Below are 16,027 nucleotides of genomic sequence, written 5' to 3'. Positions count from 1 at the left end.
ACCGATATAAGAAACGAGGAGCGGGCGGCTTTGGTGCCTCCGGCCGAAAGAAGGGGATGGGGTTATGGCGGCCTTCGTGTGGACCGGCCTGGTCACGCTTCTGGCGTTGTTCGTCTATTTCTGGACCATCGGACAGGTCAGTCGGGCACGCACCCGGCATGGGGTGGAGGCGCCGTCCGTGGATGGCCCGCCGGCCTTCCAGCGGGTGCTGCGCGTTCAGGTGAACACCCTGGAACAGATCGTGCTGTTCCTTCCCAGCCTGTGGCTGTTCGCCAACATCTGGGGCGACCACCAGGCGGCGGTAATCGGCCTGGCATGGCCTATCGGCCGCGTGCTGTACGCCGTGACCTACTACGCCGATGCCAAGAAGCGCGCCGCCGGCTTCGGCCTGGCGCTGTTCGGGACCTCGGTGCTGCTGGTCGGCAGCCTCATCGGCCTGGTGCGCTACCTGCTGGGGATTTAACTGCCCGCCTGCAGCGTGGCGTCCGCCAGGCGGTAGTACAGGCCGTTGTCGTCATCACCCACCATGTGCAGCGTGCCGGTCAGGGTGATGGGCTCGTTGGTCATGGCGATGGGGGCGCTGGTCTTCACCTCCATCAGGTCGGCAGGGCCGGGCGGCGGGCAGAAGGGGCAGCTGGGCGCCATGGCGCTCAACAGGAAATGGCCGGACTTCTCCTTCTGCTCCAGCGGGATGATGAAGCCGGCGATGGTCAGGGGCTTGCCCTCCAGCGCCTGGACCTCCGGCCCGAAGGCGGCACGCACGCGCAGCAGGCCGTTGTCCATGCTGTGCACTTCCTTGACGTCGGCCAGCTTGTCCCAGCCCAGGGTGGCCTTGGGGATGTTGGCCTGCACGGATGCCGCCGTGCCCGGTGCCGGTGCCGTGGGCGTGGCCGACGCCACCTTCTTGTCAGCCGCCAGGGCGGGCGCCCCGGCGACGGCGCCGGTGGCAATGACCGCCATCATCAGGGCGGCGGCGAATGTGCGCTTGGCCTGAACCGTCATGGCGAAATCCTTTCTCTCAACTGCCAAATGCTTTGTTGGCCCCCAATCGTGGCCGATTGAGGGCTGGGTGTGGAGCGGGGTCACCCCCGCGACAGCACCGCCGACACGTCCGTGCGATAGGCCTGGACGGCCGGAACCAGGGCGGCCAGCACCGACAGGCCGGCCGCCAGGACAAGAAGATAGGGTTCGGTGGCCGGAAACTGGAGTCCTGTGATGCCCATGTCGCGGGCCTGGGGCACCAGGCGGCCCGCCAGTTCCACCGCGCCATGGCCCAGCGCCAAGCCCAGCACAGTGCCGGCCGCCCCCATGGCCAGCGCCTCGGTCAGCAGCAGGCAGGAGACGCGCATGCGCGTGGCGCCCAGGGCGCGCATGACCGCCAGGTCATAGCGCCGCGCCTGGGTGGCGTTGTACAGCGCGACAAAGATGCTGAGCGCGGACGAGGCGACCAGCAGAAGGCCGAAACCCCGCACCGTGTCCGTGCCGATGCCCACCAGGGACAGCAGCCGCGTCATCTCCGCCGCCGGCGAGGCCGCCTGCATGGCGCTGCCGGTATTGATGCGCCGGGGCAGCAGCGCGGCCGCGATGGGGGAGCGGTAGCGCAGCAGGACGGACGTCACTTCGCGTTCGGGTGGCGGCTGGGTCCCCTGCTCGTGCTCTTCAGCATCGCCGTCGTGGTGATGATGGTGGGCGTCGTGCACCGCCCACACGCTGTCGATGGGGGTCAGCACCAGGCGGTCCACCACGCCGCCGGTGGGGGCCAGAATGCCCACCACGGTATAGGGCATGCCCTCATGCACCGCCCCGCCGGCCGACAGGCCATGGTTGCCATTGAACTGATCGCCCACCTTCAGGCCGGCGGCCCGCGCCACCTGGGCGCCCACCGTCGCCTCCATGGGCGCCTGCCATAGCCGGCCGGTCGCCACCTGGGCATGGCGCAGGGCGACGAAGGCCGGGTCGGTGCCGACGATGCGGTATCCCCGGAAGCTGTCACCCAGGGCCAGGGGGACGGCCTGGGCCACCAGCGGGTCGGATGCCAGGGCCTGCGCCTGGGACAGCGGGATGTTCCCGGTGGGAATATCGATCTGGTACAGCGCGGACAGGATCAGCTGCAGCGGACTGCCCTTGGCGCCCACCACCAGGTCGACCCCGGCGGCATCCTTGGCCAGGCGGTCCTGCACTTGCGTGCCCACCAGGATCAGCACGACGATGGTGCCGGTACCCAGCGCCAGCAGCGCCACGTTCAGGCAGGTGGTGAGGGCCGCGCGTTTCAGGTACGCCCAGGCCAGGCCGAGGGTGGTCATGCCGCCTCCGTCACGGGGCTGAGCTTGGGCAGGTCCAGCCGGTCGGATATCCGGGCGCGGGTGCGCTCGTCATGGGTGGCCACCAGCAGGGTGGCGCCGCACACCTCCGCCTGTTCCAGCAAAAGGTCCAGCACCAGGGCGCAGTTCTCGTCATCTAGGGCCGATGTCGGCTCATCCGCCAGGATCAGCTTGGGCTGGGTGACCACGGCGCGGGCGATGGCCACGCGCTGCTTTTCCCCCTGGCTCAGATGCTCCGGCTTGGCGGCCAGGCGGTTGCCCAGGCCCACGCGGTCCAGCGCCCGGGCCACGGCCCCCGCGTCGCGCGACAGGCCGGCCAGCCAGCGGGCCAGATGCAGGTTCTGGCCCACGTCCAGCGCCGCGACCAGGTGCAGGGTCTGGAAGACGATGCCGATCAGGCGCCCCCGCAGATGGTCGCGGGCGGCGGCGTCCAGGTCCCACACCGCCTGGCCGTCCAGAAGGATGCGGCCCCCGTCCGGCCGCTTCAGGCCGGCCAGGGCATGGATCAGGGTGGTCTTGCCGCTGCCGCTGGGGCCCAGCAGCAGGCAATGCCGGCCCGCCTCCACCGACCACTGGGGAATATCCAGCACCGGCCGGCCCGCGATGGCGTGGCGCAGACCGGTGACGTCGATAAGGGGCATGGGACCTGTATCCTGCCGCGTTGCCGAACCCCGGCGGCTGCCACCGGCGGGACGGGCGCATCTTGGGCGGCGCCGCGACGTCCGGCAAGCGGGAAGGGGTGGGCCGGATGTCGCGGCCCTACCTTCTTGGAGAGGGGGACCGGGTGAGCATTTGATTCCCGTGTCCGAGGTTGCTACAGTCGCCGCAGATGTCTTGGCACTCCCGGAATAAGGGTAAGGCATTGGAAAATAATCGGAAAATTTCAATCCTGTTCGTTTGCACGGGCAACATCTGCCGTTCCCCCACGGCGGAGGGCGTGATGCGCCGCCGCCTGGCCATGGATGGCCTGGCCGACGATGTGACGGTGGCAAGCGCCGGCACCCACGGCTATCACGTGGGGGAGGCGCCGGACATCCGGGCGGTCGAGGCGGCGCGCCATCGCGGCGTCGACCTGTCGGCGCTGCGGGCCCGCCGCGTGGACGCGGATGATTTTGAGCGGTACGACATGGTTCTGGCCATGGACCGCGATCATCTGGATTTCCTGCGCCGCCTGGCGCCACCCAAGCACCGCGACCGGGTGCAGCTGTTCCTGGACTACGCCCCCGACCATAAGGGTCACGACGTGCCCGATCCCTATTATGGGTCGGAGGACCAGTTCGACACCGTACTGGACATGATCGAGGCCGCGGCCGACGGCCTGCTGGACGAGGTCCACCGCCGGCTGGGGCGCAAGGCGGGCTAGGGAAACGGACTCGGCTTGGCGGGCCGGGGGCGCTATACCTAAGGGCCCCATCGTTCCCGTCCTACCGGATTTAGTGCCGTGCCCGATACCACCGATACCGCATCCCCGGCGTCCTCCGCCCAGGGCGTAACGCCCATGATGGCGCAGTACCTGGAGATCAAGGCCCAGCACCCGGGCGCCCTGCTGTTCTACCGCATGGGTGATTTTTACGAGATGTTCTTCGACGACGCGGTGGCCGCCGCTCGCGCGCTGGACATCACGCTGACCAAGCGCGGCCTGCATCTGGGGGAAGAGATCCCCATGTGCGGCGTGCCGGTGCATTCGCACGAGAACTATCTGTCACGCCTCATCCGCCTGGGCTTCCGCGTCGCCATCTGCGAGCAGACCGAGGACCCGGCGGAGGCGCGCAAGCGCGGTGGCAAGGCGGTGGTGCGGCGCGAGGTGGTGCGCGTCGTCACCCCCGGTACCATCACCGAGGACGGCCTGCTGGACGCCCGGTCCAACAACTACCTGGCGGCATTGGCCGAGGTGGGCGGCGCCCTGGGCCTGGCCTGGCTGGACCTGTCGACCGGGGAGCTGACCCTGCAGCCGGTGGAACGCGCGGCCCTGCCGGCCGCCCTGGCCCGCCTGGCGCCGGGTGAGCTGCTGGTGTCCGAACGCCTGACGCAGCAGCCGGAGCTGTTCGAGCTGTGGGCCGAGTGGCGCGACCAGCTGACGGTGCAGCCTAACGCCCGATTCGACAGCGAGAACGGCCGCCAGCGCCTGCTGGACCTGTATGGCGTGGGCACACTGGACGCCTTCGGCAGCTTCAGCCGGGCGGAGGTGGCGGCCGCCGGCTCCCTGGTCGATTATGTGGAACTGACGCAAAAGGGCCGGGTGCCCCGCCTGGACCGGCCGCGCCGCCTGGCGCTGGGCGCGGTCATGGAGATCGACCCGGCTTCCCGCCGCAACCTGGAACTCAGCCGCACGCTGACGGGGGAAAAGCGCGGCAGCCTCCTGGGCGCTATCGACCGCACGGTCACCGGCGCCGGCGCCCGCCTGCTGGCGGCCCACTTGGCCTCCCCCCTCACCGATCCCATCGCCATCGGCCGGCGCCTGGACACGGTGGCCTATTTCGTGGAGCAGGGCGGTTTGCGGGCCGACATCCGCGCGCACCTGGGCCGGGCGCCGGATATCGAGCGCGCGCTGTCCCGCCTCAGCCTGGGCCGGGGCAGCCCGCGCGACCTGGCGGGGGTGCGCGACGGCCTGGGCCGCGCCCGTGACATCTGCGACACCTTCCCGGCCGAGGCGCTGCGCGGCGCCCTGGAACCGCCGCTGCCCCCAGGCCTTCTCGACGCCCTACACGGCGTGAAGGTGCCGGCCGACCTGGTGTCCATGCTGGCGGCGGCCCTGGGCCCGGACCTGCCGCTGAACGCCCGCGACGGCGGCTTCATCGCCCAGGGCTATTCGGCCCCCCTGGATGAACTGAAGGAGTTGCGCGACGACTCGCGCCGCCTCATCGCCAACCTCCAGGCCCGCTATGCCGGGGATACGGGCATCAGCACCCTGAAGATTCGGCACAACAACGTGCTGGGCTATTACATCGAGGTCACCGCCCAGCACGGCGACAAGCTGATGGCGGCGGAACAGCGCGGCACCTACATCCACCGCCAGACCCTGGCCAACGCCATGCGCTTCACCACGGTGGAGCTGTCGGACCTGGAACGTCGCGTGGCGGAGGCGGGCGACAAGGCGCTGGCCCTGGAACTGGCCCTGTTCGAGGAACTGACCCAGGCGGTCCTGGCCAGGGCCGACGACATCGCCTCCACCGCCCAGGCGCTGGCGTCGCTGGATGTGGCGACCTCGCTGGCCGACATCGCGGTGGAATGCCGCTGGTGCCGCCCGGTGGTGGACGACAGCCGCGAATTCCGCATCGTGCGCGGCCGGCATCCGGTGGTGGAGGCGGCACTGGTGGCCGCCGCCAGCGGGCCCTTCGTCGCCAATGACTGCGACCTGTCGGACGCCAACCGCCTGTGGCTGCTGACCGGCCCCAACATGGCCGGCAAGTCGACCTTCCTGCGCCAGAACGCCCTGGTGGCCGTGCTGGCGCAGATGGGCAGCTTCGTGCCCGCCGATGCCGCCCACATCGGTGCCGTCGACCGGCTGTTCAGCCGCGTGGGTGCCGCCGACGACCTGGCGCGCGGCCGTTCCACCTTCATGGTGGAAATGGTGGAGACGGCGGCCATCCTGAACCAGGCCACGGGGCGCAGCCTTGTCATCCTGGATGAGATCGGGCGCGGTACCGCCACCTTCGACGGCCTGTCCATCGCCTGGGCGGCGGTAGAGCACCTGCATGAGGTCACGCGCTGCCGCGCCCTGTTCGCCACCCACTACCATGAGCTGACGACCCTGTCGTCCAAGCTGCCGTCGCTGGCGTGCCACACCATGCGCATCAAGGAATGGCAGGGCGACGTGGTGTTCCTGCATGAGGTGGCCGCCGGCGCCGCCGACCGCAGCTATGGCATCCACGTGGCCCGCCTGGCCGGGCTGCCGGCCACCGTCATCAGCCGGGCGGAGGAGGTGCTGGCCATCCTGGAGGCGGGCGACCAAGGCAGCGCCGTGACGCGGCTGGCCGACGATCTGCCCCTGTTCAGCGCGCCCGTGCGCCGCGCACCGGAGCCCGCCGCGGCGCCGCCGCCAGAATCGCCGGCGCTGGCGGCGCTGAAGTCCGTTAGCCCGGATGAGCTGACGCCGCGCCAGGCGCTGGAAGAGCTGTACCGGCTGAAGGGGTTGTTGCAGGGCGCCCACTGAGGCGGGGCGGGCGCCTCATTCCTTGGGCAGCGTGGGGCCCTGGTCCGGCTTGGTGACGTCCACGAAGTCGCCGTCGATGACGGTGGTGGGACGGGCGGGGCCGCCATAGCTGCCGCCCCCATTCATTCCGCCCCCGGCTGTCCGCACGGTGAAGCGGGTGCCCGACAGCCGCTGGGCCTGGCCCAGCAGGGCGCGGCGCACCGGCGGGACCAGCAGGGCGACGCCGGCCACATCGCTGATGAAGCCGGGCACGGCGAACAGCACACCGGCGGTGGCCAGGCACAGGCCATCCCAGGCCTCCACCACCGGGGCCTGGCCCGGTGACAGCCCGGCGGCCTTGCGCAGGGCGTCCAGCCCCTGGCGCTGCACCAGCCACAGGCCGACGATGGTGGACAGCACCACCAGGGCCACGGTGCCCAGGACGCCCACCTTCTCCCCCACCCAGGCGAAGGCGGCGATTTCCGCCAGAAGATACGCGATGAGAAAAAGGGGAAGGCGCATAAGCTTGCTCTTTCTTCGGGCGCCGCCTATCTACAGCGAGAGGGCCGCCCGTAATGACAACCGGGTGTTCGGTCTTAACATGGTGGGGCGAGGGCCCCGTATCCAGGTGCCGATTGGGCCTGGAACGCGGGCTTATTTCAAGCGCCGGAGGTTCGAAGTCTGCAATGGGTGACAACTCCTACTTCTTCGAAATCATCATCTTCGCGATGATCGCCGTGTTCCTGGCCTATCAGCTGCACAAGGCGCTGGGCCGCAAGACGGGGGAGGAGCGTGAGCGCCCCAACCCCTTCACCGCCGTCCCTCCCGCGCAAGGGCCGACCACCCAGGGTCAGCAGGGCCAGGGTCAGCAGGGCGTGCGCCCGCCGCCCTTCCAGGGGGTGCAGCCCAAGGTGATCGAGGGCACCGCGCGCGACGTCACCCCGCCCGACTACGACGGCCCGCTGTCGCTGGAAGCTGGCCTCGCCCGCATCCACCAGGCCGATCCCAGCTTTGACGAGCGGCGTTTCCTGAAGGGCGCGGAAGGCGCCTTCGGCATCATCGTCGACGCCTTCGCCCGGGGCGATACCGGCGCCCTGCGCCCGCTGCTGGCCGACGCCGTCTACAACGACTTCGCCAAGGCCATCGAGGCGCGCGCCCGGGCGGGCGAGACGCTGGAGGCGCACATCCAGGCCTTCGACACCGTGGACCTGGTGCAGGCCCGCCTGCTGGAAGGCCAGGCCCTGTGCACGGTGAAGTTCATCACCCACCAGACCAACGTCACGCGCGATGCCCAGGGGCGGGTGGTGGACGGCGACGCCGAGCATCCGGCCGAGGTGGTGGACATCTGGACCTTCGCCCGCGACACCAAGTCGTCCGACCCCAACTGGCGCCTGGTCGAAACCCGCGTTCCGCATTAAGCGGGCGAATGGCGGCGCAAATCGCGATGCGCGCCGCATCCGGTGTTTCCTTCCGGCGGCGATCCGTTTTAAGGTCCGGCTCGACCTGACGATCCAGCCGCCCAGCGAGGAACCATTGCCCATACCGTGCCGGCCCGTTTTCGCCCGCGCGGCGCGCGGCGTGGCGGGCGCCCTGCTGCTGCTGACCACCGCCTGTTCCCTGTTCACCTCCGAAGAGCCGCCGCCGCCGGCCCCGGCGCCGGGGGCCAAGCTGGTGCTGCAGCCGGCCGCCTATGCCGACCTGCCCGGGTGGCAGGCTGACAGGGTGGTTGAGGCCGTGCCCGCCATCCTGCGTTCCTGTGACAAGATGCTGCGCCAGACCTCCGGTGTCGCGGGCAAGCCCCAGGACTGGAACGCCCCCTGCTCGGCCCTGAAGAACCTGCCGCCGGGGAACGAGGCCATGGCCCGCGCCGCGCTGGAACGCTGGTTCCAGCCCTGGCGCGCCACCGACAACGGCAATCCCGAGGGTTTGTTCACCGGGTACTATGAGGCGGAACTGCGCGGCAGCCGCACGCGCCACGGCCGCTACACGGTGCCGCTCTATCGCCGTCCGCCCGACCTGGTGATGGTCGACCTGGGCGAGTTCCGCGACAGCCTGAAGGGCCAGCGCATCGCCGGCCGGGTGACGGACGGCAAGCTGAAGCCCTACGAGGACCGCCGCCGTATCGATGCCGGCGCCCTGACCGGCAAGGGGTTGGAGCTGGTGTGGCTGGACGACGCCGTCGATGCCTTCTTCCTGCACATCCAGGGCTCCGGCCGGGTGGTGCTGGAGGAGGGGGGCGAGATGCGCGTGGCCTATGACGGGCAGAACGGCTGGCCCTATGTCGCCATCGGCCGCCAGATGGCGGCGGATGGCAAGCTGGACCGCGACGCTGTCACCATGCAGTCCATCCGCGCCTGGCTGGCGGCCAACCCGGCGCAGGCCCAGGCCACCATGGAAGGCAACCCGTCCTACGTCTTCTTCAAGCCGCTGGAGGGGGACGGCCCCCTGGGCGCCCAGGGCGTGGCGCTGATCCCCGGCCGCTCGCTGGCGGTGGACCATACCTACGTGCCTTACGGCCTGCCCGTCTGGCTCGACGTCACCGACCCGGAGGACGGGGACAAGCGCCTGTCCCGCCTGATGGTGGCGCAGGACACCGGCGGCGCCATCCAGGGACCTGTGCGCGGCGACGTGTTCTGGGGTCACGGGCGTGAGGCGGAGAGCCGCGCCGGCGTGATGAAAAGCCGGGGCGGCTATTGGCTGCTGCTGCCACGCACGGTGACGCCGGCCAACATTGCCGCCGGGCCCGGACCGTCTTCATGAGCCGCCAGCGCCGCAGTCCGACGTCGGAGGAAATCCGCCTGTGGCGTGAGGTCATGCGCGACGCCGCCCCGCTGCGCCGGGGCGCTCCCCTGCCGCCGCCCCCGCCCGCGCCGGTGGCGGCCGCCACCGCCGTGCCCGCCGCCCCGCCGCTGGCGTCGGCGCCGGCGGCCAAGCCCGTTCCCGCCGCCCCTCTGGTCCATCCCCCGCTGGTCTTCGGCGCCCGCGCCGGCCTGGACCGCCGCACCGACGACCGCTTGCGCCGGGGCCAACTGGTCATCGATGGCCGGCTGGACCTGCACGGCATGACCCAGGCCGAGGCGCACGGCGCCCTGAACGCCTTCGTCGCCCGCGCCCACCGCGAGGGTCGGCGCACCCTCCTGGTCATCACCGGCAAGGGCTCCGGCGGCGGCGTCCACATGGGCACCGACCGGGAAAAGGGCATCCTGCGCGTGGCGGTGCCCCGCTGGCTGGGGGAGGCGCCCTTGCGCCCCCTGGTGCTGGCCATCCGCCAGGCCCAGCCGCAGCATGGTGGTGGCGGCGCGCTCTACGTGCTCCTGAAGCGGCAGCGTCCATGACCCCCTTCGGCCAGCGGATGCGTGAGCTGCGTGAGCAGCACGGCCTGGCCCTGAAGGACATGGCCGCCGCCCTGCACATCTCCTCCGCCTACCTCTCCGCCTTGGAGCACGGTCGCAAGGGCACGCCCTCGCCCATGCTGGTGCGCCAGATTTGCGGTTATTTCGGCATCATCTGGGACGAGGCGGAGGAGATGGAACGCCTGGCGCAAATGTCCGACCCCCGGGTGGTGGTGGACACCAGCGGCCTGCACCCCAAGGCGACCCTGGCCGCCAACCGCTTGGCGCAGCGCATCGGCAAGATGGACGAGGCCACGTTAGATCGGCTGCTGGCGCTGATCGGGCCGGCCTGACCAGATGCCCTCTTTCCCGCCGCTGCTTCATGCGACGAAACGGGCTGCGCGGCGAAACGGGGCAGCCCTGCAGTCGATTCCACTCGAACCGGGCGGGGCGCTCGGTTTAGAATGTTTATAGTTTCCCGTCTTTACCGGCGGCCGGTTCACCATTTCCGTCTTTTGGGAGCGTCCCCATGCCATCGCGTCTTGAACAGCTTTGCATCCAGAAGGGCCTCAAGATGACCGAGCAGCGGCGGGTGATCAGCCGCGTGCTGTCCGAGGCCATGGACCATCCGGATGTGGAGCAGGTGTACCGCCGCGCCGTGGAGATCGATCCCAACATCTCCATCGCCACGGTCTACCGCACCATGCGGCTGTTTGAGGAAGCCAACGTCATCGAGCGGCTGGACTTCGGCGACGGCCGCGCGCGGTACGAGGAAATCCGGGATGAGCACCACCACCACCTGATCGACCTGCAGTCGGGCGAGGTGATCGAGTTCCGCAATGAGGAGCTGGAGCGTCTGAAGGAAAAGGTGGCGGCGGAGCTGGGCTATGAGCTGATCGGCCACCGCCTGGAACTGTATGGCGTGCCGCTGAACCGCGCCAAGCGCTCCTGAGGTTCCATCCCATGGCTTGCCGCGAGGATGCCACGTCCGACTGTTGCCGCCCCGCCGTCGTGCGGGCGTACCAGGAGATGCGCGGCAAAGGCCAGCCGGAGAAGTTCTGCCTGGAGGCGGCGATCACCGTCTACCGCTGGCACCACCCCAGCCCGGACGACCTGCCGCCCGAGGTCATGGCCATGGTGACCGGCTGGGTGCACGACGGCCTGCGGCACTGAGCGGGCAGGGAAGGGCATGGAAACGGTGTTCGACTGGCATGCCGACCCGATCGACCGCTCCACCCCAATCACCGCCGGCTATCGAGCCACCCAGAACGTGCGGCGCTTCTTACGCCGGGAGTGCGGGGAGCATTTTAGGTTCGACCGTCCCTTCATGGCCTGGATGAAGGCCGCCGTGGGGCGGACCATGGGCGATGCCGCCGATGAATGGCTGCGGCGGGACCGGGCCTGACCGGCGTGGGTGACGTCCGTCACCCTGGCAGCACCCTGCCCCTGCGCCCCTTGCACTGGTCAAGGCGTCCGGCCGCCCGTATGGTCCGGCGCCATCAGCAGCCCCCCAGCAGAGGCGACGCCCCATGATTCCGCGCTACAGCCGCCCCCAGATGGTCAAGATTTGGGAACCGGAGAACCGGTTCCGGATCTGGTTCGAGATCGAGGCCCACGCCTGCGACGCGCAGGCCGAGCTGGGCGTCATCCCCAAGGAGGCGGCGGCAGCCGTATGGGAGCGCGCCAAGTGGGACGTGGCCCGCATCGATGAGATCGAGCGCGAGACCAAGCACGACGTCATCGCCTTCCTGACCAACCTGGCGGAGCATGTCGGCCCCGAGGCCCGCTTCGTCCACCAGGGCATGACCTCCAGCGACGTGCTGGACACCTGCCTGGCGGTGCAGCTGAAAGAGGCGACCGACCTGCTGCTGGCGGACATGGATGCCCTGCTGGCCGCCCTGGCACGCCGGGCGCAGGAACACAAGTATACCCCCAGCATCGGCCGCAGCCACGGCATCCATGCCGAGCCGGTGACCTTCGGCCTGAAGCTGGCCGGCCACTACGCCGCCTTCAAGCGCGGCCGTGATCGCCTGGCCGCCGCCCGGGATGAGATCGCCACCTGCGCCATCTCCGGCGCCGTCGGTACCTTCGCCAACATCGACCCCCGGGTCGAGGAGCATGTGGCCGCCAAGCTGGGCCTGACGGTGGAGCCGATGTCCACCCAGGTGATCCCGCGCGACCGTCACGCCATGTACTTCGCCGTCCTGGCGGTCATCGCCGCCAGCATCGACAACCTGGCCACGGAAGTCCGCCACCTGCAGCGCAGCGAAGTGCGTGAGGCCGAGGAATATTTCAGCCCGGGCCAGAAGGGCTCGTCGGCCATGCCGCACAAGCGCAACCCGGTGCTGTCGGAAAACCTGTCGGGCCTGTCCCGCCTGATCCGCAGCCATGTGGTGCCGGCGCTGGAGAACGTGACCCTGTGGCATGAGCGCGACATCAGCCACTCCTCGGTGGAGCGCGTCATCGCCCCCGACGCCACCATCGCCCTGGACTTCGCCCTGTCCCGCCTGACCGGCATGATCGACAAGCTGGTGGTCTATCCGGAAAACATGCAGCGCAACCTGGACATGCTGGGCGGCCTGCACAACAGCCAGCGCGTCCTGCTGGCCCTGACCCAGGCCGGCATGAGCCGCGAGGACGCCTATCGCGCCGTGCAGCGCAACGCCATGCCGGTGTGGCTGGAGGGCAAGGACTTCCGCACCCTGCTGAAGGCGGACGCCGACGTGGCCAAGCACCTGACGGCCGAGCAGATCGACGGCGCCTTCGACCTCGACTACCACACCAAGCACGTCGACACGGTGTTCAAGCGCGTGTTTGGGGAGTAGTTATTGTTCCCTCAGGCGGCGGGCGCGGGCATCCGCCCGCTTGCCTTGTCCTCGTTTTCCAGTCTGCCGATGCTCCCCGGAAAACTCCGGCGGACGCAGTCGCGTCCTACAGCGGCATGGAATGCCGCTGATTAAACATAAACAAAAAAGGGGCGCTCCCGTATGGGGCGCCCCTTTTCCTATTCCCCGTGATCCTGGAGCGGATCAGGCGGTCATCATCTGTTCGCGGGCCACTTCCAGCGTGTGCTCCATCTCCTTCTCCACGCGGTGGGCGGAGATGTCGACGCCCTTGGCGGTGAAGTCGGCCATGATGCGGGCCAGCACGTCCTGGTGGCCGGGCTCGCGCAGGTCTTCCGAGACCATTTCCTTGGCGTAGGCGGCGGCCTCGTCGCCCGTCAGGCCCAGGTGCTGGGCGGCCCACTCACCCATCAGGCGGGCGCGGCGGACGTAGATGCGGAACAGCAGTTCCTCGTCATGCTTGAACTTGGCCTCGAAAGCCTGTTCGCGTTCGTCAAAGGTCGTCATCGCTATTCCTCGAAGCACAGCTCTGGGTGGTTTCGATTTCCCCCGGCAGCCTTATATATCGGGTGGTCGCTTGCGGTCTACAGCCCCCGGGGCAATACGCCGCCCCCGGGGCATTTCCCGAAGCGGCGCCAATACTCTGTCAGGTGCCTTCATCCCATGTGCAGCGTCATCCTTCTCCGCCGTCCCGGCCACGCCTGGCCCCTGATCGTCGCCGCCAACCGCGATGAGATGAACAATCGTCCCTGGCTGCCTCCCGCCCGCCACTGGCCCGACCGGCCGGAGGTGGTGGCCGGCAAGGATGAGCTGGCGGACGGCAGCTGGTGCGGCCTGAACGACACCGCCGTCCTGGCCGCCGTGCTGAACCGCGAGGGCTCGCTGGGCCCGGCGGCCGGCAAGCGGTCGCGCGGGGAACTGGTGCTGGAGGCGCTGGACCATGCCGACGCCCCGGTGGAGGCGCTGTCGGATTTGGACACCCGCGCCTACCGCCCCTTCAACCTGCTGCTGGCTGACAATCGCGACGCCTGGCTGCTGGAACATACGGGGGAGGCGGGGCGCAACCGGGTGCGGGTGACGCCTATCCCCGAGGGCGTCTCCATGATCACCGCCCGCGGCTTGAACGCCGCGGATTGCCCGCGCACCCGGCGCTACCGCCCCCTGTTCGCCGCCGCCCCCGCGCCGGATCCTGAGACCGATCACTGGGCGGAATGGGAGATGCTGCTGGCCAGCCGCGTCAGCGGCGCGGGCGATAATCCGCGCGAGGCGATGTGCATCGTGACTCCACAGGGGTTTGAAACCACCAGCAGCTCCCTCATCGCCCTGCCGGCCATGGACCGCGCCGGGGTGCTTCCCCGCTGGCGCTTCGCCGCCGGCCGGCCGGACGAGGCACCTTTCCTTGATGTGGATCTGGGACGCGGGTTTGGGCCGATAAGTCCGACCGTATAGGCGCCCGGCGTGGGGCGAGGGGTGCCTGACATTGTACAGGACCCCATTGCTTGCTATATCCTCGCCATCAGGGCCGGCCCTCGGGCGCGGGCGTTCCGCTATGCGCACGTCCGCCCGATGCCGCCCGCATCCGTTCGTTCGAAAGAAGTGATCCCATGTCTCGACGCCGGCGGATCTACGAAGGCAAGGCCAAAGACCTGTTTGAAGGGCCTGAGCCCGGCACGCTGGTTCAGTACTTCAAGGATGATACGTCCCATGAGCACAAGAAGGGCGTCATCACCGGCAAGGGCGTGCTGAACAACCGCATCTCCGAATACCTGATGACCCGCCTGGGCGAGATGGGGGTGCCCACCCATTTCGTCCGCCGCCTGAACATGCGCGAGCAGCTGGTGCGCGAGGTGGAGATCATCCCGGTCGAGGTGGTGGTGCGCAATGTCGCCGCCGGCTCGCTCAGCAAGCGCTTCGGCATTCCCGAAGGCACGCAGCTGCCCCGCTCCATCATCGAGTTCTATTACAAGTCCGACGAGCTGGGCTGCCCCATGGTGTCGGAGGAGCACATCACCGCCTTCGGCTGGGCGGGGCCCCAGGACCTGGACGACATGCTGTCGCTCAGCCTGCGCATCAACGACTACCTGTCCGGCCTGTTCCTGGGCACGGGCCTGAAGCTGGTGGACTTCAAGGTGGAGTTCGGCCGGCTGTGGGACAATGACGAGATGCGCATCGTCCTGGCCGATGAGATCAGCCCGGACAATTGCCGCCTGTGGGACATCAAGACCAACGAGAAGCTGGACAAGGACCGCTTCCGCCAGGACCTGGGCAAGGTCGAGGAAGCCTACCAGGAAGTGGCCCGCCGCCTGGGCATCCTGCCCGAGGGCGGCCCCGGCGACGTCAAGGCGCCCAAGCTGATGCAGTGAAGTTCCGGTCCCGGGGGCGATTTCGCCCCCGGGCCTTTTCATATCCCTCGTTTTGCGTAGAACCAACCAGGAAGCATCGATCATGAAGGCCAAGGTTACCGTCACGCTGAAGCACGGCGTCCTCGATCCCCAGGGCAAGGCCATCGGCCACGCCCTGCAGACCCTGGGCTTCGACGGCGTGGGCGAAGTCCGTCAGGGCAAGCTGATCGAGCTGGACCTGGAAGAGACCGACCCCGCCAAGGCCAAGGCGGCGGTGGAGTCGATGTGCCAACGCCTGCTGGCCAACACCGTCATCGAGAACTACGCCATCGAGCTGGTCTGAGTCCCGGTCCGGGGCGGCGCCCGGCCGCCCCGGTGCCCCTTATTCCGTCGGTTTCAGGCCGGCGATGAAATAGCCCAGCGCCCGGTCGAACGCGGCGTCCGGGCTGTCGCTCAGGACGCCGGCCATCGCCGCCGCCATCAGCGGCGCGTCGGGCCCCACCTCCGGCAGGGTCTGGCCGGCGCGGTCGGGCGCGTCCGTGGCCCGCGCCTGTTCCTCCAGCACCCATCCCACGACGAAGCGCGACAGCGCGATCATGATGCACAGCGCGTCCGCCGGGGCGAAGCCGTGCCGGCACAGCAGGCCCACCTGCGCCTCCGCCAGCGGCATCTGTTCCGCCAGCGGGCCGGTGCCGGCGTGCACGCGGGCGCCGTCGCGATAGGCCAGCAGGGCGTGGCGGAAGCTGCGGACGTTGAGCGTCAGCCACGCCCGCCAGTCCGTCTCCCCCTCCGGTGGCCACACATGCTTGTGCTGCGCCAGCATGGCCACGGCCATGGCGTCCAACAGCGCGCGCTTATTACGGAAATGCCAATACAGGGTGGGCGACTGCACGCCCAGGCGCGCCGCCAGCAGGCGGGTGCTGAGCCCGTCCATCCCCACCTCGTTCAGCAGATCCAAGGCCGCGCGCACCACCGTGTCGCGGGTCAGTTTGCCCTCTGGCCGCATGCCATCCTCCATTCGCGCTTGACTCTCTATCATCGATAGGGAAAATGCAAC

20 protein-coding genes are annotated in these 16,027 nt (G+C 69.3%); 14 read left to right on the top strand and 6 right to left on the bottom strand.

Going from position 1 to position 16,027, the window contains the following annotated elements:
* The first annotated feature begins 64 nt into the window (after positions 1–64).
* The gene (locus tag P5F91_RS06490; RefSeq protein ID WP_277906837.1) at positions 65–463 is read left to right on the top strand and encodes an MAPEG family protein; all 399 of its coding nucleotides are present in this window, start codon (positions 65–67) and stop codon (positions 461–463) included.
* Here P5F91_RS06490 and P5F91_RS06485 read toward each other — a convergent pair.
* The 3 genes from P5F91_RS06485 to P5F91_RS06475 form a co-directional block, all read right to left on the bottom strand.
* Positions 460–1,002, bottom strand: coding sequence for a DUF3299 domain-containing protein (locus tag P5F91_RS06485; protein WP_277906836.1), 543 nt, complete (start codon positions 1,000–1,002; stop codon positions 460–462). The two genes, P5F91_RS06490 and P5F91_RS06485, sit on opposite strands and share 4 nt — an antisense overlap.
* A gap of 80 nt (positions 1,003–1,082) precedes the next feature.
* On the bottom strand, positions 1,083–2,303 hold the full coding sequence (locus P5F91_RS06480) for an ABC transporter permease (RefSeq protein WP_277906835.1): 1,221 nt from the start codon (positions 2,301–2,303) through the stop codon (positions 1,083–1,085).
* Positions 2,300–2,962: an ABC transporter ATP-binding protein gene (locus P5F91_RS06475; protein WP_145611006.1), complete on the bottom strand. Its 663-nt coding sequence runs from the start codon at positions 2,960–2,962 to the stop codon at positions 2,300–2,302. The genes P5F91_RS06480 and P5F91_RS06475 overlap by 4 nt, the downstream gene beginning before the upstream one ends.
* Positions 2,963–3,150: 188 nt before the next feature.
* Between P5F91_RS06475 and P5F91_RS06470 the strand changes: the two genes are divergently transcribed.
* Entirely contained in the window at positions 3,151–3,684 is a 534-nt protein-coding gene (locus P5F91_RS06470) for a low molecular weight protein-tyrosine-phosphatase (RefSeq protein WP_088872233.1), read from the top strand.
* 135 nt (positions 3,685–3,819) lie between these two features.
* A complete protein-coding gene (gene mutS, locus P5F91_RS06465; protein WP_277907858.1) occupies positions 3,820–6,474 on the top strand; it encodes a DNA mismatch repair protein MutS in 2,655 nt (884 codons plus the stop codon).
* Positions 6,475–6,489: 15 nt separating this feature from the next.
* On the opposite strand, the gene P5F91_RS06460 is transcribed toward mutS, so the two are convergent.
* Entirely contained in the window at positions 6,490–6,975 is a 486-nt protein-coding gene (locus P5F91_RS06460) for an FxsA family protein (RefSeq protein ID WP_145611008.1), read from the bottom strand.
* A 164-nt stretch (positions 6,976–7,139) separates the two neighbouring features.
* Here P5F91_RS06460 and P5F91_RS06455 point away from each other — a divergent pair, with 164 nt between their 5' ends.
* The 8 genes from P5F91_RS06455 (at position 7,140) to purB (ending at position 12,610) form a co-directional block, all read left to right on the top strand.
* The gene (locus tag P5F91_RS06455; protein ID WP_145611009.1) at positions 7,140–7,871 is read left to right on the top strand and encodes a Tim44/TimA family putative adaptor protein; all 732 of its coding nucleotides are present in this window, start codon (positions 7,140–7,142) and stop codon (positions 7,869–7,871) included.
* Between the two features lie 115 nt (positions 7,872–7,986).
* Positions 7,987–9,213 carry a murein transglycosylase A gene (gene mltA, locus P5F91_RS06450; protein ID WP_186454757.1) on the top strand — a complete coding sequence of 409 codons (1,227 nt, stop codon included), beginning with the start codon at positions 7,987–7,989 and terminating at the stop codon, positions 9,211–9,213.
* Entirely contained in the window at positions 9,210–9,788 is a 579-nt protein-coding gene (locus tag P5F91_RS06445; RefSeq protein WP_145611010.1) for a Smr/MutS family protein, read from the top strand. Before mltA ends, P5F91_RS06445 begins: the two co-directional genes overlap by 4 nt.
* A complete protein-coding gene (locus P5F91_RS06440; RefSeq protein ID WP_004274464.1) occupies positions 9,785–10,138 on the top strand; it encodes a helix-turn-helix domain-containing protein in 354 nt (117 codons plus the stop codon). The genes P5F91_RS06445 and P5F91_RS06440 overlap by 4 nt, the downstream gene beginning before the upstream one ends.
* A 176-nt stretch (positions 10,139–10,314) precedes the next feature.
* Positions 10,315–10,737 (top strand): Fur family transcriptional regulator, encoded by a 423-nt coding sequence (locus P5F91_RS06435; RefSeq protein WP_004274465.1) that lies wholly within the window; start codon positions 10,315–10,317, stop codon positions 10,735–10,737.
* Between the two features lie 11 nt (positions 10,738–10,748).
* Positions 10,749–10,958: a hypothetical protein gene (locus P5F91_RS06430; protein WP_145611011.1), complete on the top strand. Its 210-nt coding sequence runs from the start codon at positions 10,749–10,751 to the stop codon at positions 10,956–10,958.
* Positions 10,959–10,974: 16 nt separating this feature from the next.
* A complete protein-coding gene (locus P5F91_RS06425) occupies positions 10,975–11,190 on the top strand; it encodes a DUF6434 domain-containing protein (RefSeq protein WP_145611013.1) in 216 nt (71 codons plus the stop codon).
* 124 nt (positions 11,191–11,314) lie between these two features.
* Positions 11,315–12,610, top strand: coding sequence for an adenylosuccinate lyase (gene purB / locus P5F91_RS06420; protein WP_145611014.1), 1,296 nt, complete (start codon positions 11,315–11,317; stop codon positions 12,608–12,610).
* A 204-nt stretch (positions 12,611–12,814) separates the two neighbouring features.
* Here purB and P5F91_RS06415 read toward each other — a convergent pair whose 3' ends face one another.
* Positions 12,815–13,135: a DUF1476 domain-containing protein gene (locus tag P5F91_RS06415; protein WP_145611015.1), complete on the bottom strand. Its 321-nt coding sequence runs from the start codon at positions 13,133–13,135 to the stop codon at positions 12,815–12,817.
* Between the two features lie 156 nt (positions 13,136–13,291).
* Between P5F91_RS06415 and P5F91_RS06410 the strand changes: the two genes are divergently transcribed.
* The 3 genes from P5F91_RS06410 to purS all read left to right on the top strand — a co-directional run bounded on the left by P5F91_RS06410 (position 13,292) and on the right by purS (position 15,313).
* Positions 13,292–14,077: an NRDE family protein gene (locus P5F91_RS06410; protein WP_277906834.1), complete on the top strand. Its 786-nt coding sequence runs from the start codon at positions 13,292–13,294 to the stop codon at positions 14,075–14,077.
* Positions 14,078–14,232: 155 nt separating this feature from the next.
* The gene (gene purC, locus P5F91_RS06405) at positions 14,233–14,991 is read left to right on the top strand and encodes a phosphoribosylaminoimidazolesuccinocarboxamide synthase (protein WP_145611017.1); all 759 of its coding nucleotides are present in this window, start codon (positions 14,233–14,235) and stop codon (positions 14,989–14,991) included.
* Between the two features lie 82 nt (positions 14,992–15,073).
* The gene (gene purS / locus P5F91_RS06400; RefSeq protein ID WP_145611018.1) at positions 15,074–15,313 is read left to right on the top strand and encodes a phosphoribosylformylglycinamidine synthase subunit PurS; all 240 of its coding nucleotides are present in this window, start codon (positions 15,074–15,076) and stop codon (positions 15,311–15,313) included.
* 39 nt (positions 15,314–15,352) lie between these two features.
* Here the strand turns inward: purS and P5F91_RS06395 are convergent, their stop codons facing one another.
* Positions 15,353–15,976, bottom strand: a complete 624-nt coding sequence (locus tag P5F91_RS06395) for a TetR/AcrR family transcriptional regulator C-terminal domain-containing protein (RefSeq protein WP_145611019.1) — start codon at positions 15,974–15,976, stop codon at positions 15,353–15,355.
* Between the last annotated feature and the right edge of the window lie 51 nt (positions 15,977–16,027).

The sequence above is a fragment of the Nitrospirillum amazonense genome, from assembly GCF_029594735.1.
Taxonomy (GTDB): Bacteria; Pseudomonadota; Alphaproteobacteria; order Azospirillales; family Azospirillaceae; genus Nitrospirillum; species Nitrospirillum amazonense.
The sequence above is the reverse complement of the archived record's forward strand: the minus strand, read 5'-3'. Positions and strand labels throughout refer to the sequence as shown.